Annotated in this window: 17 protein-coding genes; 7 read left to right on the top strand and 10 right to left on the bottom strand. The window is 40.9% G+C overall.

The annotated features are described in order from the left end of the window. Entirely contained in the window at positions 1-1,398 is a 1,398-nt protein-coding gene (locus AAG807_RS19505; protein WP_341907779.1) for a hypothetical protein, read from the top strand. On the opposite strand, the gene AAG807_RS19500 is transcribed toward AAG807_RS19505, so the two are convergent. Further along, complete coding sequence (locus AAG807_RS19500; protein ID WP_341907777.1) at positions 1,382-5,293, bottom strand: PKD domain-containing protein; 3,912 nt, start codon at positions 5,291-5,293, stop codon at positions 1,382-1,384. The genes AAG807_RS19505 and AAG807_RS19500 overlap by 17 nt on opposite strands. A 165-nt stretch (positions 5,294-5,458) precedes the next feature. Between AAG807_RS19500 and AAG807_RS19495 the strand changes: the two genes are divergently transcribed. Genes AAG807_RS19495 through gpmI form a run of 3 tightly spaced genes read left to right on the top strand, consistent with a single transcriptional unit; the run spans position 5,459 to position 9,787 of the window. Further along, on the top strand, positions 5,459-7,360 hold the full coding sequence (locus AAG807_RS19495) for an amidophosphoribosyltransferase (protein ID WP_341907774.1): 1,902 nt from the start codon (positions 5,459-5,461) through the stop codon (positions 7,358-7,360). A 5-nt stretch (positions 7,361-7,365) separates the two neighbouring features. Next, entirely contained in the window at positions 7,366-8,268 is a 903-nt protein-coding gene (locus tag AAG807_RS19490; protein ID WP_341907771.1) for a HAMP domain-containing sensor histidine kinase, read from the top strand. Continuing rightward, complete coding sequence (gpmI, locus tag AAG807_RS19485) at positions 8,258-9,787, top strand: 2,3-bisphosphoglycerate-independent phosphoglycerate mutase (RefSeq protein ID WP_341907769.1); 1,530 nt, start codon at positions 8,258-8,260, stop codon at positions 9,785-9,787. The genes AAG807_RS19490 and gpmI overlap by 11 nt, the downstream gene beginning before the upstream one ends. Positions 9,788-9,847: 60 nt before the next feature. Here gpmI and AAG807_RS19480 read toward each other — a convergent pair whose 3' ends face one another. Continuing rightward, positions 9,848-12,046 carry a choice-of-anchor L domain-containing protein gene (locus AAG807_RS19480; protein WP_341907763.1) on the bottom strand — a complete coding sequence of 733 codons (2,199 nt, stop codon included), beginning with the start codon at positions 12,044-12,046 and terminating at the stop codon, positions 9,848-9,850. Between the two features lie 156 nt (positions 12,047-12,202). Here AAG807_RS19480 and AAG807_RS19475 point away from each other — a divergent pair, with 156 nt between their 5' ends. Beyond that, the gene (locus AAG807_RS19475; protein WP_341907761.1) at positions 12,203-13,591 is read left to right on the top strand and encodes a dipeptidase; all 1,389 of its coding nucleotides are present in this window, start codon (positions 12,203-12,205) and stop codon (positions 13,589-13,591) included. 2 nt (positions 13,592-13,593) lie between these two features. Further along, positions 13,594-14,088: an LEA type 2 family protein gene (locus AAG807_RS19470; RefSeq protein ID WP_341907758.1), complete on the top strand. Its 495-nt coding sequence runs from the start codon at positions 13,594-13,596 to the stop codon at positions 14,086-14,088. Positions 14,089-14,271: 183 nt separating this feature from the next. Here the strand turns inward: AAG807_RS19470 and AAG807_RS19465 are convergent, their stop codons facing one another. Together AAG807_RS19465 and AAG807_RS19460 are read right to left on the bottom strand one after the other, a co-directional pair. Further along, complete coding sequence (locus AAG807_RS19465; protein ID WP_341907755.1) at positions 14,272-15,810, bottom strand: glycine--tRNA ligase; 1,539 nt, start codon at positions 15,808-15,810, stop codon at positions 14,272-14,274. Between the two features lie 103 nt (positions 15,811-15,913). After that, the gene (locus tag AAG807_RS19460; RefSeq protein WP_341907752.1) at positions 15,914-17,311 is read right to left on the bottom strand and encodes an MBL fold metallo-hydrolase; all 1,398 of its coding nucleotides are present in this window, start codon (positions 17,309-17,311) and stop codon (positions 15,914-15,916) included. A 229-nt stretch (positions 17,312-17,540) separates the two neighbouring features. Between AAG807_RS19460 and AAG807_RS19455 the strand changes: the two genes are divergently transcribed. Further along, positions 17,541-18,689: a peptidylprolyl isomerase gene (locus AAG807_RS19455; protein ID WP_341907749.1), complete on the top strand. Its 1,149-nt coding sequence runs from the start codon at positions 17,541-17,543 to the stop codon at positions 18,687-18,689. Positions 18,690-18,741: 52 nt separating this feature from the next. Here AAG807_RS19455 and AAG807_RS19450 read toward each other — a convergent pair whose 3' ends face one another. From AAG807_RS19450 to AAG807_RS19425, 6 genes are all read right to left on the bottom strand, one after another. Then, a complete protein-coding gene (locus AAG807_RS19450) occupies positions 18,742-19,404 on the bottom strand; it encodes a hypothetical protein (RefSeq protein WP_341907746.1) in 663 nt (220 codons plus the stop codon). Between the two features lie 26 nt (positions 19,405-19,430). Further along, positions 19,431-20,474 (bottom strand): glycoside hydrolase family 16 protein, encoded by a 1,044-nt coding sequence (locus AAG807_RS19445; protein WP_341907744.1) that lies wholly within the window; start codon positions 20,472-20,474, stop codon positions 19,431-19,433. A gap of 28 nt (positions 20,475-20,502) precedes the next feature. Beyond that, a complete protein-coding gene (locus AAG807_RS19440) occupies positions 20,503-21,180 on the bottom strand; it encodes an outer membrane beta-barrel protein (RefSeq protein ID WP_341907741.1) in 678 nt (225 codons plus the stop codon). An 81-nt stretch (positions 21,181-21,261) separates the two neighbouring features. Continuing rightward, positions 21,262-21,873 (bottom strand): hypothetical protein, encoded by a 612-nt coding sequence (locus AAG807_RS19435; protein WP_341907738.1) that lies wholly within the window; start codon positions 21,871-21,873, stop codon positions 21,262-21,264. Next, entirely contained in the window at positions 21,870-22,502 is a 633-nt protein-coding gene (locus AAG807_RS19430) for a hypothetical protein (RefSeq protein WP_341907735.1), read from the bottom strand. The genes AAG807_RS19435 and AAG807_RS19430 overlap by 4 nt, the downstream gene beginning before the upstream one ends. 76 nt (positions 22,503-22,578) lie before the next feature. Continuing rightward, positions 22,579-24,789 carry a peptidylprolyl isomerase gene (locus AAG807_RS19425; RefSeq protein WP_341907733.1) on the bottom strand — a complete coding sequence of 737 codons (2,211 nt, stop codon included), beginning with the start codon at positions 24,787-24,789 and terminating at the stop codon, positions 22,579-22,581. Positions 24,790-24,807: the final 18 nt, after the last annotated feature.

Raw genomic sequence — 24,807 nt, 5'->3', positions numbered from 1 at the left:
ATGAACCGAAGTACCCAAATCAACTACTATCTCGTTCTTGTTTTTGCATTCAGCTATGTTCTTATTCGCGGATTTACTGTTGGAATAACACACGACGAAGCGCTGACCTACAAGATCATTCAGGGAGACGAAATCTTCAAAGGAACCGCAAATCATCACTGGTTAAATACCCAGTTGAGCTCTTTGAGTACTTATCTATTCGGGGCAAAGGAATTCGCACTGCGCCTTCCAAACATGCTGTCATTCGCTGTTTTCTGGCTTTTCCTTTTTCGCATTTCGAAGACCTTTTTGAAATCAACATTCACTCAACTTACCTTGCTCCTGCTCCTTTGTGGAAATCCATTCATCCTTGATTTCTTCTCTTTATGCCGCGGATATGGTCTTTCCATTGCATTTGTGACTGCTTCTTTATTTTATCTATTTAGAATTGTTGACCTAAAAAGTGAGTCGAAACCCATCCACTATTATTTGTCGGCGGTTTTTTCCATTTTGGCTTTAAGTGCGAATCTGAATACGCTCAATTACTTTCTCATTGCAATAGCCTTGATCGTCTTAAGTGCGCTGGTCTTCAAACCGAAAAACTGGATTGCCTTACTTTCCATTTTAGTAATCCTATGTGGAATAAGTTTGTATTTTTCATTGGATCGATTATTCTTCCTGAAAGATCAGAAGGAATTGTATTTCGGCACCGGAAATCTGAATTCGACCATCGATAACCTCATCTATTCCAGTTTTTATATCAAAGATGGATTCAAGGAGGCAATCATTCTTCGCTACTTGCTTTATGCTTTGCTGCTTCTTGCAGGATTTTTAGCCATCCGAAGAAAACAAGTATTTCATCCCGGTGCATTCGCTTTAATCATTTTGGCTTCCATCCTGATGGCATTGGTGGCGGAAAACGGGCTTTTCGATGCACTTTATCCCATTAATCGCTCTTCGTTGTATTTGTTTCCAATCATCCTTTTGGCATTCCTGCTAAATGTCGATGAATTGAAATTCAAGCTGGTCCGGGTTAGTCTTGTTGCCTGTTCGGTGCTCTTCATTTTGTTTAACTTGTTCGCTTACAATCTAAAAACAACCATGACCTGGTCGGAAGATAGCTGTATCAAGGAAGCCATGCTTTTAATCAGGAATAATATCCAAGACGATTCCATTCACACTGCAGAATGTACCTGGATCTATGAGCCGATGGTCAATTATTACCGCTTGGAGTATGATGTTCCGATTCAGGAGGTTTTCAGGGATGGAATTAAGTGCGAAGCCGAGTATTTATTGATTCACCCTTCTGAGAATTTATCTTCTTACCCTGACCGTAAAAAATACCGCATGTTGCTTGGTCATACCAGAGAATGCGGATTATTACTGTATTGGAGAACTCCTGTTATCTCAGCAAATTAACGTGGCCAACCAATTGATGTCTTAAATCCGAAAGCATCTCACTGTATTCTATTTTCCATGTATAAACACCATCCGGTGAAGGCAGACCCGCGTAGCTTCCATCCCACATTTGCGAAAGGGCATCTCCGGTATAGATCAATTCTCCCCATCTGTTGAAAATCTCCAATTGGAAGTCCCGAATATTCACTCCAAGAGCAAAAAACGTCTCGTTTGTTCCGTTGTGATTCGGTGTAAAAGTATTCGGAACGTAGATAATCGCATCGTAATATATATGCACCTGATCTGTTGCGGAACATCCATTGATATCGTATACCGTAACCGTATAAGTCATCGCTTTATCAGGCTGCGTAACGGGATTTTGACAGACATTACAGGACAAATACTCTGCCGGACTCCAAACATAGCTGACCGCGGTATTCGAAATGGCATTCAATTGAACCGTTTCACCAAAAACGGCGTAGACATCCGGATTTGTTTGGACAAATGGTGAAGGAAACAGATTCACAAGAACCGATGCAGTATCCGAACAACCGTATTGGTCCACTCCGACCACCACATAAGTTGTTGATACAAAAGGTTTCACCAAAACTAGCGAACCATCTGTCTGCAACCAGCCATACGGGCTTGGTGACCACGTGTAAGAAACTCCACCCGATGCATGAATAGGTGTAATTTCTCCCGGGCAAATCGTGGTATCATTACCAGCCAGGATCGTTGCACTGTGTATTCCTACAAAAATACTATCCCTGATAGTTCCACAGGCATTTGAAAAATCACAGTAATAGTATTGATCCGTTTGTGCGCTGATCGTCACTTGAGGTCCATTAGCAGGTGTGATATTCGTTTGTGGTGACCAACTATAGGAGGTTGCTCCGGAAACAGTTACCACTCCGGAACTCCCCACACAATAAATCAAGGAATCCGGCATAACCGGAAGTGGAATACTCGTATCTACATGAATATGAACATCTGCTACCAGTTGACAGCCATCGGAAGTTGTTCCTGTCGCCGTATAAGTGATAGATTGCAATGGTGTTGAAACAGGAGTCAAACTGTTTGGATTATCCAAATAAGTTGCAGGACTCCAGGTAATTTGTGCAACTCCATTCACAAATAAATTGACTGAATTCCCGACACAGATCGCCGTATCGTTCGAAATACTGAGTGTTCCATTCAAGACATTTACTTGGGCGTACACCGTATCAATCCCGCAGCTATCGGAAATGACACAATAAATATCAATGTTTTGAGCCGTTGTAACCAACGGATCTGAAATGTTCGGATTATTAAAATACTGTGCAGGTTCCCAATGATAAACAGAACCTCCAAAAGCCTCCATTTGCACAGGAACATTCGCACAGGTCTGAGCTATCGGGTTTACGATTCCTCCATTGAAATCCCCGATATTTACAATAAACTGAACCGTATCCGGAGTAAAACATTGGGTGGTATCGCTAACAATCAAGGTGACAGTATATTGCCCAGGTCCACTATAGACATGCGATGGATTGACAAGATTTGATGTGGTTCCATCTCCAAAATGCCATTCAAACTCATTTCCGTTTGCACTGTTATTATTAAATACAACAGGATCCGGTAAACAAACCAACGGATCCGGCGCAGCTACAACTGCCTCGATCGTACTCAATTCAAATTTGAAAGCAGCAAGATTACAGTTCGGACTTGGATTGGTCGGTCCCCAAACATCCGGAGTGGTCGTAAATCCATTATTTACACTTCCGCAAGCGGCACAAACAGCATGGTAGATATTTCCGTTTTTGTCGAATCGACTCGTTCCACCATCCACGTGATTACTGGATGAATTGGCAGTACCTCCAATAAATGTTGCGTAATTCAATCCTGCAGCTTCCTCTTCCAGTACAGCTATCCAAAAATTACTTCCTGTGGTGGTCGATTGATAGGCATCAGGTGTAACGGGTAGTCCCGACGTAGTACTGTTGACCGCACCCGGCGCATTACTCACATTCACCTGCCCTCCCCAACCCGCAAGGTAAATTTCGCTACAGTTTGATACCAAAAAGGCAGTTGGTGAAATTTCAATATGACCTGAACCAGACCCAATTGGAGTTGTCCATAATAATGCTGAAAGATTCGGAGAGAATTTCGCCACATATTGACCGGAATTTGCAATACCATATTTTCCAGGGTAAATTGGAATAGACCCCTCTGATTGTGCATAGATATAGACATTGTCGCTCAAATCCAATTGTACAAAAAATGCCTGGTCATATTCATTCGTACCCGAGTAAGTCCCCGATAAAACCGCTCCTGTACCACCAGATAAACGCATCACATAAGAATCTGCAATACCTCCATTGTAGGTCAAATTATTTCCGGATGGGAAAGGCATATTGGGTGATGTTGTTCCTCCGGCAACGAAAACCTCACCGGTGCTTGAGAGTTGAATTCCATTTCCGGAATCGTAACCGGAACCACCAACATACGTCGACCAGATGAGAGACGTCAATCCGTTATTCATTTTAATCACTACTGCATCCTGCGCACCATTTAAAGTGCTTTGAAAAGCATTCGCAACCGGGAAATCCGATGATGAACTGGAACTGGCAACGTACACTTCTCCGGATTTAACCACAATTTCACCTCTGAACGGATCCCCATAATTGAAATAGAGACTTCCCGCGTTGATTCCATCTGTTCCTGCACCACCCAAATAAGTTGAACCGATTAAAGCTGCACCATTTGCATCAAAATGACACACATACATATCCGCACCTTGGAAACCCAATTCGTTGGTAACAATGGTGGGACCACCATTAAACGTCTGATCGATGCAACCTGCTATGGTTGGAAAATTGGGCGAGCTGGTCACTCCAAGAGCATACAAATGTCCTTGTGAATCTGTAACCAAACTATGCACGGACTCATTTCCTGAACCTCCGAGATAAGTTGAATAAATCAAAGCAGTACCTGTTGCATTAAACTTCGTAATAGACACATCGAAACCCTGAATGGTACCACCGCCAAGAGTGTATGAATTCCCTCCGTTAAAACTCAGATCAAACGACCCGGTGACTGTAGGATACGAGCCCGCTCCAGCAAATACAATACCTCCGGCATATAAATTTCCCGCTTGATCCGGAGTTGCTGTCATCCCCCAATTATCCAGGGTTGAACCAGTAAAGGTTGAAAAAACGATATCCGGGTCAATAATCAATGTGTCAGTTTCAGAAAATCCTTTGGGGAACTGATAAGTGACGATATCATCTTTCAATAAAAAGGAAACCGCAACCTTGACTTTTTTTCCGTTTCTGAGACTCCAGGCAATGGGAGCTCTTTCGATAATTTCACCAAATTCCGTGCGTGTAACCAAATCCCCTTCCCGAAGGAAAACCTCCTTGCTTCCGCTGATTCTAGTTGCAATTTTCCGGACATCTGCTCCTGGAGCGACTACAAATGAATATTTCAGGTAATCTGATTTCCCCTCCACACTCAAATCAATTCCTTCATAAATGTCGCTGTATAAAACCTTGCTTGTACTATAAACTTTCGATTTCCATTTACTCGGATCTTTTCCCTGATAGTAATTCCGGTAAGCCTGGCTTGGATCACCTTTTGTTTTGATTCCCTTCCAGGTGGTATTTAAAAGTTCCGATTTGATAACCTGACAATGAATTTTCCGGTCATCCGCCACAGTGGATTCCTGCCCATGCTTTTCATGCTGATGAGACATGGCATCGTTCAAAAAGTAGGTGAATCCGGTTTGATTGATAAAAAGGTTTCCTTGCTTCAAATCCACACTAAAATGAATTTGTGAATCCCATTGTCCTTCGTTCGGATGTAACAACACCTTTTCAGTCTGCCCAAAAGCAACTGAATACAAGCATATTACCATGAAAAAAACACGATAGAACATCAAACGAATTTACGAATACTAATCAAAATAAAAAAACACAAAGAATGTTATTTATTTACCTGTATTTACTAGACTGTGAATTCAATAAAAAGTTGTTTTTTGATGAAATATTTCTCACCTGAATCGATTTAGATTCCGTAACTTTGCACCAGATTTTTGATGCCCATGAGCGATGCAATTAAACATGAATGCGGAATCGCACTCATTCGATTAAAAAAGCCTTTACAGTATTATGTTGATAAATACGGGACGGCTTTTTATGGTTTAAATAAGCTTCATCTTTTAATGGAAAAGCAACATAACCGTGGACAAGACGGTGCCGGTGTTGCAAACATTAAGTTAGACATGGAACCTGGGGAGCGCTACATTTCGCGCTACAGAAGCATCGATCCGAAGCCAATTCAAGATATTTTCGATCACATCAACAAGCGTTTTTATGAAATTGGGGAAGAAAATCCTCACCTATTGAAAGACGTAAACTATCTGAAGAAACACGCAGGATTTACCGGAGAATTATTTTTGGGACATTTGAGATACGGAACCTTTGGTAGGAATTCAATCGAGAGCTGTCATCCGTTCCTAAGACAAAATAACTGGATTACCAGAAATCTGGTTGTGGCTGGAAATTTCAACCTTACAAATGTCGACGAATTGTTCGAAGTACTGCTTGAGATCGGTCAACATCCGAAGGAAAAATCAGATACCGTAACCGTTTTGGAAAAGATCGGTCACTTTTTGGATGTCGAAAACGACGAAATGGTGAGCAAGTATCAGTCTCTTGGTTATAATAGCCACCAGATTTACGACAAGATTGCAGAAAACATCAATATTGAACAAATCCTGAAAAGAGCTTCTGAAGTTTGGGATGGTGGATATGCAATGGCCGGTTTATTCGGTCATGGTGATGCCTTCGTTTTGAGAGATCCGAATGGTATCAGACCTGCATTCTATTATGAAGACGAAGAAGTCTGTGTCGTTGCGTCGGAAAGACCGGTTATTCAGACAGCATTCAACCTGAAATACGATGAGATCAAGGAGTTGACTCCGGGACACGCGTTGATTATCAAGAAAAATGGTGCTGTATCTGAAGTGGAAATAAACACTCCGAAAGCTCCTGCAAAATGTTCCTTTGAGCGCATTTATTTCTCTCGCGGAAATGATTTCGACATCTACGAAGAACGCAAGAATCTTGGTCGTTTTGTAGTTCCGAACGTATTGAAGACAATCGATTACGATTTGGACAATTCCGTTTTCTCCTTTATCCCAAATACCGCTGAAGGCAGTTTTTATGGGATGATCAAAGGATTGGAAGATTATCTGAACGAACAAAAATACGAACAGTTATTGGCGATTGATGGGAAACCTAGTCCTGAACAATTGAAAGAGATCCTGAATCGCCGGGCACGGATTGAGAAAATTGCCATCAAGGATGCGAAAGCACGTACATTCATCACACAAGATGATGCCCGGGATGACATGGTTGCCCAGGTGTACGATATCACTTACGGATCGGTGGTTCGCGGGAAAGATAACTTAGTCGTTATTGACGACAGTATTGTTCGCGGAACAACCTTGAAGCAATCTATCTTACGAATCCTGGACCGATTGGAGCCAAAACGGATCCTGGTCGTTTCATCCGCTCCACAAATCCGCTACCCGGATTGTTATGGAATTGACATGGCGAAAATGGGAGATTTCATTGCTTTTGATGCTGCAATCAACCTATTGAAAGAAAGTGGCAAACAACACATCATTGATGAGTGTTACCGCAAATCAAAAGAGCAGGAAACTTTACCAAAAGAACAGATTGTAAACTACGTGAAAGAAATTTACGCACCATTTACTGCCGAAGAGATTTCAGCACAAATTGCAAAAATGCTTACACCGGAGAATATCAAAGCGGAAGTTCACATCGTTTATCAAACGGTAGAAGATTTGCACAGAGCATGTCCTGGAAATACGGGTGACTGGTATTTTACAGGGAACTACCCGACACCAGGAGGAAATAAAGTCGTGAATAAGGCTTTTATTAATTATATTGAAGGCAAAAACGAACGAGCTTATTAAGAAAAATGCTTAAAAAACCCACAACTGTTTTCGTATACTTGTTGGGTGCTTATGTACTGATTCAATTCCTTTGGTGGGGTTATCATCTTATTGACTTAACCCGGGCATCCCAGCATACCGATCAAACAATCACCAAGCGGATTGTAATGATCATAGGTGAAGGATCTGTCTTTCTGGTATTGTTGCTTTTTGGATTATGGAAAATCAAACGCTCCATTAAAAAAGAAATTCAGATTGCACGTCAACAGAATAACTTCATGTTGTCAGTTACACATGAATTGAAAACTCCCCTTGCAGCAACCAAATTGTATCTTCAAACGATTCAAAAACATAAGCTGAGTGAAGAAAAGCAAATCGAACTGATCCAAAAAGCATTGGATGAGTCGAGCAGATTGGAAACCTTGGTAGAACAAATTCTGACTGCTTCCCGACTGGAGCAACAAGCAATGCCAAGACTTACAACCTCTTTCTCATTGAAAGATTTCCTGAATAAACTGATTTCCATTCAGGAAAAAAGAGTCAACATTCCCATTCATCTGAATGACTTCGAAGATATCCAGTTAGAAACCGATCCGCTCATCTTCACCAATATCCTGAATAACCTGATAGAGAATGGTTACAAATACGGATACAGTGACCGTGGAATCGATCTGACTATTTCCAAAGAGGACCAATACGTCTCCATTGCGGTCAGAGACTACGGAAAAGGGATTCCATTGGAACAACAAGACCTTTTATTTAAAAAGTTCAATCGTTTAGAAAACGAGGAAACAAGAAGTACAAAAGGAACAGGACTTGGTCTGTTTATAGCCAAAGAATGTGCCCGCACATTGGGAGGAAATTTAAGACTTCTGAAAGTCGATGGTCCGGGTGCATGTTTCCAAATACAAATGCCTTATGATGGATAATCAAAAAGTTGGTTTAATAATTTTGGATGGCTGGGGATTGGGAGACCATTCGAAGGCCGATGCTATTTTTAATTCAAAAACACCGGTGATGGATTCATTGCTGGAAAAATACCCACACAGTACGTTAACTGCAAGTGGAGAAGCTGTCGGATTACCGGAAGGACAGATGGGAAACTCGGAAGTAGGACATCTGAATATCGGAGCAGGAAGAGTAGTTTATCAGGAACTTACCCGTATCAATAAAGCAATTCGTGAAGGTCAGTTTTCCAAGAATCCGGTTTTAGTTAACTGTTTTGAGAAAGCGCAAAAAAATGGAACCAAAGTTCATTTCATCGGACTGGTTTCAACCGGTGGAGTTCATAGCTCACAGGAACATTTGCATGCTTTGCTTGATATGGCCAAAAGCTACGATCTTAAAAATGTGTGGGTACACGCATTCACGGATGGAAGAGACTGTGATCCGAAAAGTGGTTTAGGTTTTATTCAAAAGCTGGAAGATCACATGAAACAATCCACCGGCAAACTAGCAACCATTGTTGGTAGATACTATGCCATGGATCGGGATAATCGCTGGGAACGCATCCAGGTAGCTTATGATGCCATGGTGAAAGGGCTGGGAACTCCGTTCTCAAATGCTGCAAAAGCTATTGAATCAAGTTATGAAGAAGAAATCACAGATGAATTCATCAAACCTTTGGTTACAAGCTCCGGTGAAGGAATGATCCAGGATGGCGATACGGTCATCTGCTTCAATTTCAGAACCGATCGTCCAAGAGAAATCAGTCAGGCTTTGACCCAACAAGCTTTTCCTGAATTTGGAATGAAGCCTTTACGGGTGGATTATTATACCATGACGAGATATGATGCCAAGTTCAAAAATGTACACGTGATCTTCGAAAAGGATAACTTGCACAATACGCTTGGAGAAATTTTAAGTAAAATGGACCGGACCCAGGTTCGCATAGCCGAAACCGAAAAATATCCACACGTCACGTTCTTTTTTAATGGTGGAAGAGAAACGGAGTTTAAGGGAGAATCCCGCATCTTGGTGAAATCCCCAAAGGTTGCAACTTATGACTTACAGCCCGAAATGAGTGCTATTGAAGTGAAAGAACGCATCTTGGAAGAATTAAGAACGGATTTACCTGATTTCTTTTGCCTGAACTTTGCCAATCCGGATATGGTAGGTCATACGGGAGTTTATGATGCGATTGTAAAAGCTGTTGAAACCGTTGATTCCTGTTTAGGGGAAATTGTCAGCTTGTGCAATAAGTTGGACTACGAATTAATAATTATCGCGGATCATGGAAATGCAGACGTTGCATTCAATGCAGATGGTTCACCAAATACAGCTCACTCATTAAATCCTGTACCGGTTATTCTCGTTACGAAGAAAGAACATTTGCAATTGAATTCCGGTGGAATTCTAGCGGATGTCGCCCCAACCATTTTAGATCGCATGCGCATTGCGGCTCCTTTGGAAATGGACGGAAAAACACTCGTTGCACTGAATCATTAAAACCATAAAAACACGTAGGGGGCGCGATTAATCGCGCCCCCTACGTGTTTTTGATATCTATTATTGTCTGATCAACTGTAAGAATCCTTGACCGGTAATTTCTTTACCCATCAATCCTTTTACAGTGTATTGTAAGAAGTAAACACCATCAGGAGCAATTGTCCCGTCGATTTTTCCATCCCAATGCGGATCTAATCCGGAACCTACATACACATTATTTCCCCAACGGTTATTGATCTTGATAATGACATCTGTTGCATTGGTTGTCGTCAACTTGAACACATCATTATTTGCATCCCCGTTTGGTGTGAAGATATTTGGAACGATAACTGTCGGCTCAGGGAAAATACAAGAACCATCATTTTGAACCGCAGTTGGATCATAGTTCGTCGCAAGCGGATCCGTACAACCACATTCTACGATCAATACAGAAGCGAATGCAGTATCTCTACATGGTCCGTTAATTGCGATCAATACGATTTGATCAGCCGAAGCTGTAAATGTTTGCGATTGAGAACTAAGGTCATTTACAAATGCATTATTACCATTGTCAAAATACCACTCAAAATTCGTTGCATTCTGACTATTGTTTGTAAATGTCACATTCAGCGGGTTACATCCTGAAACTGAACTTAAGGACATATTTGCAATCGGCCCAGGTTCACTTGTCAAAAGGATGGAATCAGTAACCGAACAAACGTTATCTGTAATGGTAAACACATACCATCCCGGAGAAAGGTTCTGCATTACAGTTGCATCAATTTGGCTCGGCCCTCCTGTATTTGGTCCTTCCCAATGATAATGAGGCTGACCGGTAATTCCTTGTCCCATTCCACTCACAGCTCCATCCGGTGTACAAGCGGAAGCAGGGAACATCATCATGGTATCAATTGCCAGAGTCTGGTTCATGGTTACTGTTACAGTATCCGTTCCGGTATTTCCACATTGGTCGGTCGCTGTTACATAATAATCTATGGATCCATTCTGTAGGATGGGCACATAAGCTGTATCGTTGGTTTGTCCTGCGTATGACCAGGTATAGGTATATGGAGGGAATCCCGTACTGGCTACTGCTGTTACCAGCACCGAATCATTGGCACAAAATACAGTAGGATTCGATTCATTGATCGGCAAAGTCGGTCCATCAATAATATAAAGTGTTCCCGTCGTAACAATTGTATCACCACATTGGGTAATTGTATAAGCCGTAATAATCACACTTTCTGACCCCTCAACGATACCATCACCAACGGGAAAAAGGTTTAAGACGATTGAATCCTGCCCTGGTAGAAAAGTTACAGGGTTGATTAGACCATTGTAGTCTACTCCCATGCTTGCATTTCCAGTAATATCATAATTCACAACCAAGGTGTCATTTATTTGACTCTGAGGTCTAGAGAAAATAAATTGAGCACCGGTACAATTTTCAATAACGGTTGTATCTCCAGTTACAGTTGCAACCGAAACATTTACAGCATCTGAAGAAAAAGATCCTCCTTCCAGAAACACACCTGTATCTAAGATTCCATCAACACAATCAGCAATTGCAAATTTGAAATGATAAGTTGCACCACATACCACCGGAAAAACAATTTCAATGGGAACAGTAATACCGTTTAAGGAATGTCCAATTGGATTACCAATATAATACTGACTATTAAGTCCCGGATGTATGGTGGAAATTGTTATTGGGAGAGTGGTATTAGGAACTAAGGCTAGATTTGAATTAGTATAATTACCACCAGCTGGATTTGGACCAGTTAAATAAAAACCAAAAGCGTCATTATATTGGGTATTTATCCAAGTAGTATATTCTTCCGAGCCAAAAACAAATCTAAATTTTACAGTATCACCCAATGGAATAAAATCAAATTCAAGAACTGCAGCATCATTGGTAGAAGTTATTGAACCAGCAGATGGATTAGTTGTAACAGATTGCGCTGTAGCTAAAATCATGGGGTCGCCTGGTCCGAAGTAATCAGTGGAAGGATTTCCACCTGGAACCAATGTGCTTACATCCCCTGATGACATGACAATACCAGTTGGCAAAGCAATATTCGAACCAGCGGCATTAAAACTCCCAATCTGGTTGGGATCTCCACTAAACGTAACGTTAAATGCAGAAACTCCATTTCCAATTAAAACATTTTGAACTAATGTGGATGCTGCTTGCCCTGTTTGAACCGTAATTTGTGCGTTGGAATTGCTGCCCCAAAAAAGCAACATACCCAAACTAAGTATCGTAGTAATTTTCTTCATTATAATCCAGTTATACCCTTTAGACTTAATAATTTGTTAAAGGTTGCATTTATGTGTCAATAATATTAAATTTTGTTTAATTGTTAAATTTTAATCACAATTATTCGATTAAAAACGCTATGATTTAACCAAATTTGCCTCAGAAATATAAATTTTATGCAAAACACTCAAAAATATATACAGGAGTCAAAAGACAAATTCTTGCAGGAGCTAATTGATCTATTGAAAATTCCAACTGTTTCTGCCGATAGTGCTTATACAAATGACGTAATCAAAGGTGCCGAGAAAGTAGCTGAATTCCTTACAGAAGCTGGTGCGGACAAGGTTGAAATTTGTAAAACCGCCGGACATCCAATTGTCTACGGTGAAAAAATCATGAATCCGGCATTGCCAACAGTACTGGTTTACGGTCATTACGATGTCCAACCGGCGGACCCAATCGATTTATGGACTTCACCTCCGTTTGAGCCCGTGGTAAAAAAGACAGAAATTCATCCGGAAGGAGCCATTTTTGCTCGCGGTGCCTGCGACGATAAAGGTCAGTTTTTCATGCATGTCAAAGCTTTTGAAGCGATGATGAAGGCGAATGAGCTTCCTTGCAATGTAAAATTCATGATTGAAGGCGAAGAAGAAGTCGGATCGGTGAACCTGGGAGTTTTCATCAAGGAGAATAAAGAACGTTTAAAAGCGGATATCATTTTGGTATCCGATACCGGCATGTTAAGTAATGATACTCCTTCTATCACAACAGGCTTAAGAGGTCTGAGCTATGTAGAAGTGGAAGTGACAGGACCATATAGAGATCTGCATTCCGGTCTTTACGGCGGTTGCGTTGCAAATCCGATCAATATCCTGACCAAAATGATTGCTTCCCTGCATGATGAAGACAATCACATTACGATTCCCGGGTTCTATGCGGATGTGGTGGAATTAAGTTTAGAGGAACGCGCCGAAATGGCTAAAGCTCCTTATAGTGAAGCTGATTACAAAAAGGCATTGAATATTGATGCTGTTTATGGAGAAAAAGGATACACGACTCCCGAAAGAGGTTCCATTCGTCCAACGTTAGATGTAAATGGAATTTGGGGAGGATATACCGGTGAAGGCGCTAAAACGGTCATTGCATCAAAAGCATATGCTAAAATATCCATGCGTTTGGTGCCAAATCAAGAACCTGAAAAGATCACCGAATTGTTTTCAAAACACTTTGAATCAATTGCTCCCGCTGGAGTAACTGTAGTTGTGAATCCACATCACGGTGGAGAACCGGTTGTGACACCGATTGATTCCATTGCATATAAAAGTGCTGCGAAGGCTTACGAGGAAACATTCGGAAAAACACCTATTCCGGTTAGAAGTGGCGGAAGTATTCCAATCATTGCTTTGTTCGAGAAAGAATTGGGTCTGAAAACGGTCATGATGGGCTTCGGTTTGGACTCTGATGCTATCCATTCTCCTAATGAACACTACGGATTATTCAATTTTTACAAGGGAATTGAAACCATTCCGTATTTCTTCCATTATTTCAATGAAGCAATGAAGTAATTATGAAGAAGATTCTTTTTTTATGCGCACTAATGATCGCAGTATCAAGCTGTGAATTTTTAGAACCAGAAGTTTCCGGTTATTCCAATTTCAAATTCGGAAAACTGGAAGGAAAAACATTGAACGTGAGTTTTGATGCAACAGTAGACAATGAAAATGGCTATGGATTTAAAATCAAAAAAGGGAAGTTGAATGTTTCTGTAAACAACCTGGAAATCGGAGTGATTGATTTGGACAAGAAAATCAAGATCAAGAGAAAATCTGAAAACGTTTATACTGTTCCACTTCAACTCAGCCTAAGCGACGGAGCTTTGTTCCGAATTGCCAAATTGATTGATGATGACAAGTTTGAATTGAAACTGGACGGAAAAGTGCGCGGAAGCATTATGGGATTCGGAAAGAATTTCGATGTGCATGAAACACGCAGCTTATCTAGTGGAGATATCAAGTTTGATGGTCTGTTGCAAGGAATTATGAAGGGTGCAAATCGCAACTAGAATTCATTCATAAGCTAAAATAGAAAGCCTGAATCCTGTACAATAGGATTCGGGCTTTTTCCATAGATCCATATAATTACCCGGGTAAAAGAAGGATGTTCTTGCACTTATCCCAAACATTCTCGATTATCCCAAGCGAATCCGTCACGGCGAATCTGTTATCGATCAGCCGCGGCTGATCTCTTATTTCGCAAGCAAGTTTCTCCAACTCACTTTCTCTTCGATTTTCGCTCTCAATTCTGAAATTGCAACACGTTCCTGCTCCATCGTATCACGATCACGGATAGTTACGGTGTTGTCTTCCAATGTCTGATGATCCACCATTACACAATACGGTGTTCCGATAGCATCTTGTCTGCGGTAACGTTTCCCCGGAGAATCCTTCTCATCGTACTGACAATTGAAATCAAAACGCAAATCGTTCAAAATCTCCGTCGCCTTTTCCGGAAGACCATCTTTCTTGGTCAATGGCATGATGGCAACTTTATAAGGAGCCAATTGAGCCGGTAAACTTAAAACTGCTCGTTCGGAACCATCTTCCAGTTTTTCGTTCTTATATGAAGCACTCATCACAGCCAGGAACATCCGATCCAAACCAACCGAAGTCTCCACCACATAAGGAACATAGTTCTGGTTCAACTCCGGGTCAAAATACTGTAATTTCTTTCCGGAGAATTGCTCGTGCTGTTTCAAATCGAAATCTGTTCTGGAGTGAATCCCTTCCAATTCCTTGAATCCCATCGGGAAATCAAATTCGATATCACTTGCAGCATTGGCGTAATGTGCCAATTTGATATGATCGTGTTCGCGGTAGTATTTATCTCCCAAACCTAATGCCTTATGCCAAGCCAAACGGGCAGCTTTCCAATGGTTGTACCATTTCATTTCATCACCCGGACGAACGAAAAACTGCATTTCCATCTGTTCAAACTCGCGCATGCGGAAGATAAACTGACGAGCAACAATCTCGTTTCTGAAGGCCTTACCGATTTGGGCTATTCCAAAAGGAATCTTCATCCGTCCACTTTTCTGAACGTTCAGGAAATTCACAAAAATTCCCTGAGCGGTTTCCGGTCGCAAATAAATCGTAGAAGCATCTCCGGCAACGGAACCCAATTCAGTAGAAAACATCAGGTTGAACTGACGAACTTCTGTCCAGTTTCGGGAACCACTGATCGGACAAACAATTTCCAAATCTTCAATAAGTGTTTTTACCCCTTCCAAATCATTATTCTCCAAAGTGGTACGCATACGATCTTCGATCTCTTTGATCTTCTCTGCATTGCGCAATACATTCGGATTCGTAGCACGAAACTGAGCTTCATCAAAAGCATCCGCAAATTTCTTCGCTGCTTTTTCTACCTCCTTATTAATCTTTTGGCGAATTTTTTCCATGTGTTCTTCAATCAACACATCCGCGCGGTATCTCTTTTTGGAATCTTTGTTATCAATCAACGGATCATTGAAAGCATCCACGTGACCTGAAGCTTTCCAGGTTGTCGGATGCATGAAGATAGCTGCGTCAATTCCCACAATATTGTCATTCATCTGAACCATGGATTTCCACCAGTACTGCTTGATATTGTTTTTCAATTCAGAACCAAGTTGGCCATAATCGTATGTTGCAGCCAAACCATCATAAATTTCAGATGAAGGGAAAACGAATCCGTATTCCTTTGCGTGAGAAATAACCTCTTTTAATAAATCTTCTTTCTGTTCCATAGCGCAAATTTAGTTGAAATACGCTAAAAAGAAACTTCCTTGAATAGATTTAGAAATAAAAAAAGTCGGGATGAAAAATTTTTCACCCCGACTTTTTAGTATCTTATTTTTTGGAACTGCAAACGAAATCTGTTGTTGGGATTCCGGCTTTTTTGATTGCCCCAAAGCCACCGGCAATATCAATTAAGTTTTTGAATCCTTTTTGTTTCAATAACGAAATTGCAATCACACTTCGATATCCACCGGCACAATGCACATAATAAGGATTGTTCGGTTTCAAATCCCCCAAATCATCCAACATGAAGTCCAAAGCAACATGTTCTGCATTTTCCAGATGTTCCGCTTCGTATTCACCCGGTTTGCGCACATCCAAAACTGGAAGTGACGCGATCTTGTCAGCAATGCTTTCAGCACTTACCGACTCAATGGTTTCAACGAACTCTCCCGCTTCACTCCAGGCTTTCATTCCACCTTTCAGGTATCCGACGCAATTATCATAACCTACACGTGCCAAACGCATAACGGTCTCTTCTTCTTTTCCTTCCGGAACTACCAATATAATCGGTTGATTGATATTTTCAATCAAAGCTCCAACCCACATGGCAAATGTTCCATTCAAACCGATGAACAAACTGTTCGGAACAGCCGCCTGGATGTATTCTTCCTGAGTACGTACGTCCAAAACCAATACGCCATCTTCCATCAATCTTTTCACCTCAGAAACTTCAAGAGGAGTATTTCCTTTCGAAATCACTTCATCAATTGATTCATAGCCATTTTTGTTCATTAGGGCATTCTTAGGGAAATATTGTGGCGGAGGCAGAATCCCTTCCGTCACTTCCTTGATGAATTCCTCCCGGGTCATGTTAGCTCGCAAAGCATAATTGGTTTGTTTTTGCTCGCCCAAAGTTCCAACCGTTTCGGAACTCATGTTTTTCCCACAAGAACTTCCGGCTCCATGCCCCGGATAAACCGTCACTGAATCCGGTAAGATCATGATCCTGTTTCGCAAGGAATCGAATAACATTCCAGCCAGATCATATTGTGTCAAATCTCCCTTAATCGCCAAATCCGGTCTTCCGACATCACCCAGGAACAAAGTGTCTCCGGTGAAAATTGCTGTTTCCTTTCCATGTTCATCCAATAACAGATAAGTGACAGATTCAGGTGTATGTCCCGGTGTATGCAATACCTTAATAGTAATCTTTCCAACCTTGAATTCCTGGTTGTCTTCAGCAGTGATGGCCTCAAAATTCGTTTTTGCAGTTGGTCCGTATACGATCTTTGCGCCGGTACGTTTTGCCAGGTCAACGTGTCCTGAAACAAAATCCGCGTGGAAATGCGTTTCAAAGATGTACTTGATCTCTCCGTTCCATTCCTTAGCCAGATCCAAGTATGGCTGTACTTCTCTCAGTGGATCGATCACTGCAATTTCTCCTTCGCTTTCAATGAAATATGCCGCTTCGGCTAAACATTTGGTGTATAATTGTTCAATTCGCATGTCTGTGTTTTTGTAGAACAAATTTCGTGTTTTTTTCAAAGCAAAAAATGACTTTAATCACAAGAATTCAAAATGATGAATTCAATCCCGATAATTATCGGGATCAAAAGTTAGCATTCCTCTTTTTCAAGTTTTACATTTTGCATTTTGCATGCGTTTTTGGACTGATTTTTGATTTTTCCCATGCAGTTCGCAAAATTGCACTATTTTTAAACCCAAATAATTGAATATGAAAAAAGGACTTAAGTACATTTCAGCATTCGTGCTTTTATGTATCACTACCACTTCGCTTTTAGCACAAAAAGTTGAATTACCGAAAGACTCCGAGCCTGGTATTTACGCCGCTTTTGTTACTACGAAAGGAAATATCATCGTGAAACTGGAGGCAGATAAAACACCGCTGACAGTTGCCAATTTTGTTGGTTTGGCTGAAGGAAACCTGACACTTTTTGATTCGATCAAAATCACCAAACCATTTTACGATGGATTGAAATTTCACCGGGTGATCAAAGATTTCATGATTCAGGGTGGAGATCCACAAGGAACAGGAATGGGTGGTCCGGGATACAAATTCCCTGATGAAACAAGACCTGATCTAACACATAGCGGTCCTGGAATCCTTTCCATGGCAAATAGCGGTCCGGCTACAAACGGAAGTCAATTCTTCATCACACACAAAGAAACTCCTTGGTTGAATGGAAAACACACTGTTTTCGGCCATGTAGTTCAAGGACAGGATGTGGTGAATAAAATCGAGGCAAATGATATCATGACGAAAGTGATGATCATTCGCAATGGAAAAACATACAAGACCTGGAATGCAACGACCAATTTCAAAGAAGCTTATGCGAAAGTACAAGCAGAACAAGAAGTAAAGAAAGCAGAGCAAGCAAAATTGGATGCAATTGAAAAAGATCGTATTGCAAAATGCGCTGCTATGTCAGAAGCAGAATACCGTGTTTATTTGTTGAGTGAAATCCGCAAAAAATACCCGAATGCACAGCAAACGGAATCCGGTTTGGTTTATGTGATCCAAACAGAAGGAAACGGCACGAAAGCAAACAAGGGCGACAATGTTTCGACTCATTATACAGGAACATTCCTAAACGGAACAAAATTTGATTCTTCCCGTGATCGCAATCAACCATTGGATTTTACGCATAACGTAGGTCAAATGATTGCTGGTTACGACGAAGCCATTTCGATTTTGAGTAAAGGCGGACGTGGAATTTTCGTGATTCCTTACTTCAAGGCTTACGGTGCTGCGGGAAGACCAGGCGGAATTCCTCCTTACTCGGATTTGGTATTTGATATTGAGTTATTGAATGTGATTCCTGCTGTGAGCAGTCCGAGTCAAACTCCACCAATGGATAAGTAAGATCGAATTTAATTGACTAAATAGAAAAAGTAGGTGCGTGTTAATCGTGTACCTACTTTTTTGTTTTTGGTTTCAGATGAATTCCGGCACAAAAACGCGCATAGAAATAGTGCTTATTGAAACTGTCTTCACCATAGTTCTCATTCTTTGTAAAAGCAATTTCAGGTTTCAAAAGCAACTCCAGACGATTGGAAAGTGGTAACCTCGTTCCGAAACCTATCGCGGGTGTGATGGATAGTCCGGGAGTATAATTCTCGTGTTTAAATCCATTGACGCTCTCATTACTAAAAGGGTCATTGGAAAAATAATCTGATCTCATTTCTCCACCCACCGAAAATCCGAGATATGCTCCGAACTCTACCAAAAAATTCAATTCATTTCCGAAATTGAAGCGAACAAGTGCAGGAATGGATAAAACGGAATATTGATAGTGAATATTCGTTTGATTGGAAAAATTTCCCGAGTTAAGCCATGCATCCCACGTATGGAAATAATTCAACTCGATCCCTGTTTTAAAACTCACCCGATTGGTATCTTTAAAGATCACATTTACCCCAATTCCTCCTCCATAGAAAGTTCTCACTCCTTCCTTAGCACTTATCGGATGATTTACGGATGCATGAAATTCCCATCCAGGAATAGCTTTTTGACGATCTTGTGCCTGAGTAAGCATTGAAAGCAAAATAGAAAGAATGGTTAAAATCTGTTTTTTCATAGATTGAGTTGGTTTCGCCTTTCTTGCTATTTAACAGGTCCTTTTTTATAAAAACGAAAATAATCGATTTCCATTGCCTGCGGGAAATCCAAATTTGAATTCGGATCATTGTCATTTCCATGTTGAATCCCTAGATTGAACCGCACTTGCATTTGAGTGGTAAATGGCCAGGATTCATTGACTTTGTATTCGCCCCCTTCTACCAGGTTATTGCAATCGGTGGGTTTTCCGTTTTTCGAATTAAACCGGTACAGGGAATGAACCACTTCACCATCGATTGTCCAAACGATCTTGTAATAATCCCATTCCAGGGTATAGATATGAAAGTCATCACTGAAATCGGTTTTCGAATTGCCCCAATTTCCGTAACAGGGATGCATGTCATCTGCACATTGAGAGCTGGTTCTATTGATGCTGTCGCCGTGAATGGTGAAATGCGGATTTTTGGACAACCTGTTTTTCTTGTATCTTCCAACACAATTGTACTCGTTCCAAAACTCAAAAATATCTATCTCGTAATTGTGTTTACCATTTTCTCCGTTGAACAACCAAAATGCCGGCCACAATCCTTTTCCTTTCGGTATTTTGATCCGAGCTTCGTATTTCCCATAACCAAACATTTTTTGAGACTCAATCCAGGCGGAAGAATACAGAAACGAAGAAGAATCTTTTCCGGGAGGATTTGTTGACCAATTCACGACGTATTTCCCAACAATGGGCGTACTTTCCTTTCTAGCCGTCAACTTCAGGATTCCATTTTCTGCGGTGATGTTATGCGAAAGCGGAAGCGAAGGTGTTGATCCGGTATTTGCATACCAAGTTTTGGAGCCATCATGCTCAAAATTAAATCCTGCCAAAACTCCCTGATAAGGAAGGATCCATTCTTTAGATGCCAATTCCTTCCCGTCGAAATTATCTTCGAAATCCAATACCCATCCCTGATCGTTGCACGAAACCATGTCTTTGCTGGATATTTTAGTATATGTGTCGTCAAAACATTGTCCGAAACTGAATGAGACACTTAAAAATCCACTTGCTAAAATCAGTATGTTCCCTTTGTTTTTAATCATATCGTTCGTCCTACTTAAGGGCTTGAATTTACTCAATTTCGTCGTTCAAATTGATACGAATTCCCAAACAAAGCCGGAGATAGCGAAAATGACTATTAAAATCGCTCCCGGGTCCGTAGACTTGGACATTGAAATTTTTTTGGAATAAAAACTCCGGTCTCAGATACAGGTCTATGCGCTGAGATACCGGAAAAATGACCCCCAAACTTACTGCCGGAGATACTGAAAAATATCCTTCGAACTTTTCCGTTCTTGTTTCGTTAACATTGGTTCCTCCTGGGTAGGAAGAATAGGAATGATACTCTGAAGTGGTATTTCCTGTGAGGGGAATCCCCAAATAAACGCCGCCTTCAAGGAAGAATTTTACGCGTTCACCCAAGTGCAACCGAAGCATTAGAGGAATGGACAGATTCCAGAATTTGGAATGCACATCGGATTTACCGGACATATGACTCAGAGTAATACTTTTATTCCAGGTATGAAAAAAATTGGCCTCTAAGCCAGTTTTGAGACTGAGTATATGTGCATCTCTAAAAACCAGATTTGCACCAAAGCCTCCCCCATAAAATGTTCGATCTTCCGAGTTATTGTTCAATGGATGGTTTGCAGAACCGTGCAATTCAAAAGTAGGGATTTTCGACTGGGCACAAACCAGTGTATGCATCCCAATAAACCCGACTAAAAAAAATGTGGTGAATCGTTTCATTGATTGGTGATTTGAGTATAAGATTACACAAAACAACAAAGGTTGGGAAATTTCCCAACCTTTTAACAGATTATTCAATTTTTACTTCAAATGAATCCCAATACACAACCGTCCATACAAACTCGAAAATTCTTCCTGTAAAGAGCCGCTTAATCCAACATCCGGACGAACCAACAGATCCAGTTTTTCATTGAGCGGGATGCGCGCTCCTATTCCGATTACCGGACCGACCGAAATTCCCGGATTCCAGGAGTCTTTTGTTGTAGTTTCAACTGATGGTTGCTGATCATAATAACTCGTTACCGTTGCTCTTCGCTGACCAGCTATTCCTACTCCCAAATTCACTCCCAGTTCAATAAATACCCAGCGGATGTTGATGCGCATGACAACAGGAATGGTCAAATCCGTGTACGAATAATGAACATCCTTCACAGAAGAATAATGGGAATGATTGTTCTCTGAATCTCGCCAGGCACGAAAAAACTGGAAGTCCAACCCGGTTCTGAACGAAACGACCTTATCCGGACGAAAAACATGATTTGCGGCTAAACCACCACCAAAGAAACTATAGCCTAGTTCGTGGTTTACGGAAGCATGAAACTCATTGAAGAGGTTCTTTAAGGGTTGTTCTTTTTCTTGCCCTGAAACAAAAAAAACTGAAAAATGTAAGCAGAAAAAAATTATCCATCTCATAAATCCATCTTCTTTAAATGAATCCCCACAGACAAACGCCCATAGAGGTTTATACCGCCGTAAATCTGCCAATTCAATTGTACATCTGGCCTGATCAATAAATCCAATCTTTCGTTCAATGGAATTAAGGTTCCTATACCAAATGCAGGTCCAAGCCAAAATCCTGAGCCCGTCCTCGACTTTTGTACAGTCATAACAGTTTGTCCCATTGATGAGCTATAAACAGTTTCATGTTTTCTGCCTCCGACTCCAACTCCAACATTACCCCCAAATTCAACAAAAAAATGACTGATATTGATTCTCAATGCAAGCGGTACGGAGAAATCCACGAAATAAGAATGAATATTTTCCGAATACGGTTTGGGGTCATCACTATTTGATTGCCAGCAGTGAAAGAGTTGTAGCTCCACCCCTGATCGAAAAGCGACAATCTTATCCGAGCGGAAAACTTTGCCTGCTCCGAAACCTGTTCCGAAAAAGGTCCTGTCTTCCGGATAAAGTGGAATCCCATGATTCACCGAAACATGAAACTCATTGAAGAGGTGCTTTAAATCTGGTTCCTTTTCTTGGGCAAAGGAATTCAAATTCCAAAATAAAGAACTACAAATGATGAATAGGATTCGGTTCATGTGTTTTTTAGAAAAGATTACAGAAAACAAAAAAGGTTGGGAAAATTCCCAACCTTTTCTTTCAAAACTTATATACTTAACGGATAATTCCAGCATCCAATAATGCTCTGTTATCCATTACATTCAATTTTTTCTGCAATGCCTGACGGGATGAATTTGCAATGCTTGCCTTGATCTGGCTCAACATTTGCATTTTCTCTGCATCGTAATTTTTCGCTGCAGGAGCCTTCACCGTTTTGTTCACTCGGAATACATACACTCCGGATTGACCAACTGTTGCTTTGGAAGACATTTTGTCCTTGATTTTACCTGAGAACAATGCTCCGACAACTTCCGGCTCGTAACCACCTCCTTGAATACTTGGTGAAGCGAACGTCATTTCAGCTTGTTTCACGTCTGTTTTCAATTTCTTAGCCAAAGCTTCCAGGTTTGTTACAGATCCCATTTTCTTCAAGATGGAATTTGCTTTTTTCTCGTTCAATGCATCTGTTCTCATACGCTCGTATGTGTCAACCAATGCAGGTGCACCTTTTTCACGGATGGAAGAAACGATTGCAATGATCAAGCGGTTATCATCCTGAATCGGAGAAGAACATAGATCACCAACTGCTGCTTCGTCATTGTAAGCCAACTCTAAGATCGACTGAGCAGCCATTTTAGTTGTGAATCCTTGTACTTTCGGAGCCTCGTCGAACATACGTGCCGGTCTGGAGTAGAATCCTTCTCTGCGAGCGATCGTATCAAACAAGATAATCTTATCTGTAATATCTTCTTTCTTACTCAATTCTCTATCCAATTTGGAAAGCAAGTTGTAAGCTTTATCCTTCAATTTCATTTTTGTATCCTCAGATGCCAACAATGTTTTTTGAACCACCGACAATACCGGGAATTTCACTGTTGATTTTCTGTCCAATACTTCCATGATGTGGAATCCGAAATCTGTTTGAACAACACCGATAGTTCCTACCGGTTTGTCTTTTGCGAAATCAGAGAATGGAGTCACCATTTCGTAATCCATGAAATCTTCGTAAACACCACCTTTATCTTTCGATCCCGGATCTTCCGAATATTTCGCTACGAATTCCTCGAAGTTTGTCTTATTAACAACTTTCACCAAACTGTCAGCCAATTTCTTAGCAGAAGCAATTTTCTTCGTGTCTCCTTTTTGAGCACTAATCAAAATGTGACGCACTTTCATCACCGTTGAGTTAAAGTCAACCACTTTTGCAATGCGCGTTGTTCCTTTATCATCGTATGGTCCGACTATCTGACCGATCGTTGCCATTTTGAATACGGTATCCATTGCTGCCGGGTAAGTCAATTCAGGACGCGCTTTCGGATCTCCTTCAGGACGGAAAGTCATCAAGTGACCCGGAGCATACATTCTTGGCAATTCAGAATTTTGCAAAATGAACAAGGAATCATTTGTTGATGCAGCAAATTCCTTCTTAACAATAGCCAATTCCTTATTGAATTTAGATGAATCCGATTTTGAAGGAACAATCGTCACATCAAAATACTTCACATCACGACCAGCCATTACCTGATATTTCGGCTTGTCTTTGTTTTTTTCATAGAATGCACGAACTTCCTTATCGGAAATTTTCATTTGGTCATCCGAGATATCGCGGTAAGCACCCATTACGAATGAAATCGATTTGGATTCGTTCTTAGCCAAATATTCGTTCTTCGCTTCTAATTTCGTTACGTAAGCACCTTGACCCAAGTATTGGAAGTATTTCTCCTGCATACGTTGCATGCGGATTGCTTCTTTGGTCTTTTTCCAACCTTCTTTTGCAGCAGCATCCGTAGATTTCTCCTGTTGCTGAACGTATTTTTCCAATTGGGAAGCATCAAATTGCTTTGTTTGCGGATTTGTAAATGCTTGTTGGATTTCCGGTAATAAGGTAAATCCTTCTTCCCCATAAAGGAAAGCAGTGAACTCTTTTTCAGAAACCGCTAAACCAAGCGCATCGTATTCACCTTTCAAGATAATTTCATCCACCGAAGCCGACCACGCCTTATCAGCAGATTGCTCTGCATCCTTGTCCGTGTACTCGCGTTGTTGTTGCTGAAACTGTTGTTTGTCAGAGAATTCGAACTGACGCAATTTCGAATAATAAACTGCCGTATCCACTTCGTTTCCATCAATTGTACCAAGTGTACCTCTATCAACCGAAGACCCGATTTTATCAAATAATCCTGTAAGAATAAAAGTCAAAAGAGCCAATCCCGTAATACCTACAAGTAGGTAACGCATGTTTCTTATTTTCCCAATAATTGCCATTCTATAATTTCTTTTAAG

The sequence above is a fragment of the Fluviicola taffensis DSM 16823 genome (genome assembly GCF_943372375.1).
Taxonomy (GTDB): Bacteria; Bacteroidota; Bacteroidia; order Flavobacteriales_D; family Crocinitomicaceae; genus Fluviicola; species Fluviicola taffensis_A.
Note: the sequence above shows the minus strand (reverse complement) of the source record. Positions and strands in the feature narration are given on the sequence as shown.

Bases quoted from the DNA above. Each gene is read 5' to 3' on its own strand.
- AAG807_RS19505 (WP_341907779.1), top strand. From the start codon at position 1: ATGAACCGAAGTACCCAAATCAACTACTATCTCGTTCTTGTTTTTGCA.
- AAG807_RS19500 (WP_341907777.1), bottom strand. From the start codon at position 5,293: ATGTTCTATCGTGTTTTTTTCATGGTAATATGCTTGTATTCAGTTGCT.
- AAG807_RS19495 (WP_341907774.1), top strand. From the start codon at position 5,459: ATGAGCGATGCAATTAAACATGAATGCGGAATCGCACTCATTCGATTA.
- AAG807_RS19490 (WP_341907771.1), top strand. From the start codon at position 7,366: ATGCTTAAAAAACCCACAACTGTTTTCGTATACTTGTTGGGTGCTTAT.
- gpmI (WP_341907769.1), top strand. From the start codon at position 8,258: ATGATGGATAATCAAAAAGTTGGTTTAATAATTTTGGATGGCTGGGGA.
- AAG807_RS19480 (WP_341907763.1), bottom strand. From the start codon at position 12,046: ATGAAGAAAATTACTACGATACTTAGTTTGGGTATGTTGCTTTTTTGG.
- AAG807_RS19475 (WP_341907761.1), top strand. From the start codon at position 12,203: ATGCAAAACACTCAAAAATATATACAGGAGTCAAAAGACAAATTCTTG.
- AAG807_RS19470 (WP_341907758.1), top strand. From the start codon at position 13,594: ATGAAGAAGATTCTTTTTTTATGCGCACTAATGATCGCAGTATCAAGC.
- AAG807_RS19465 (WP_341907755.1), bottom strand. From the start codon at position 15,810: ATGGAACAGAAAGAAGATTTATTAAAAGAGGTTATTTCTCACGCAAAG.
- AAG807_RS19460 (WP_341907752.1), bottom strand. From the start codon at position 17,311: ATGCGAATTGAACAATTATACACCAAATGTTTAGCCGAAGCGGCATAT.
- AAG807_RS19455 (WP_341907749.1), top strand. From the start codon at position 17,541: ATGAAAAAAGGACTTAAGTACATTTCAGCATTCGTGCTTTTATGTATC.
- AAG807_RS19450 (WP_341907746.1), bottom strand. From the start codon at position 19,404: ATGAAAAAACAGATTTTAACCATTCTTTCTATTTTGCTTTCAATGCTT.
- AAG807_RS19445 (WP_341907744.1), bottom strand. From the start codon at position 20,474: ATGATTAAAAACAAAGGGAACATACTGATTTTAGCAAGTGGATTTTTA.
- AAG807_RS19440 (WP_341907741.1), bottom strand. From the start codon at position 21,180: ATGAAACGATTCACCACATTTTTTTTAGTCGGGTTTATTGGGATGCAT.
- AAG807_RS19435 (WP_341907738.1), bottom strand. From the start codon at position 21,873: ATGAGATGGATAATTTTTTTCTGCTTACATTTTTCAGTTTTTTTTGTT.
- AAG807_RS19430 (WP_341907735.1), bottom strand. From the start codon at position 22,502: ATGAACCGAATCCTATTCATCATTTGTAGTTCTTTATTTTGGAATTTG.
- AAG807_RS19425 (WP_341907733.1), bottom strand. From the start codon at position 24,789: ATGGCAATTATTGGGAAAATAAGAAACATGCGTTACCTACTTGTAGGT.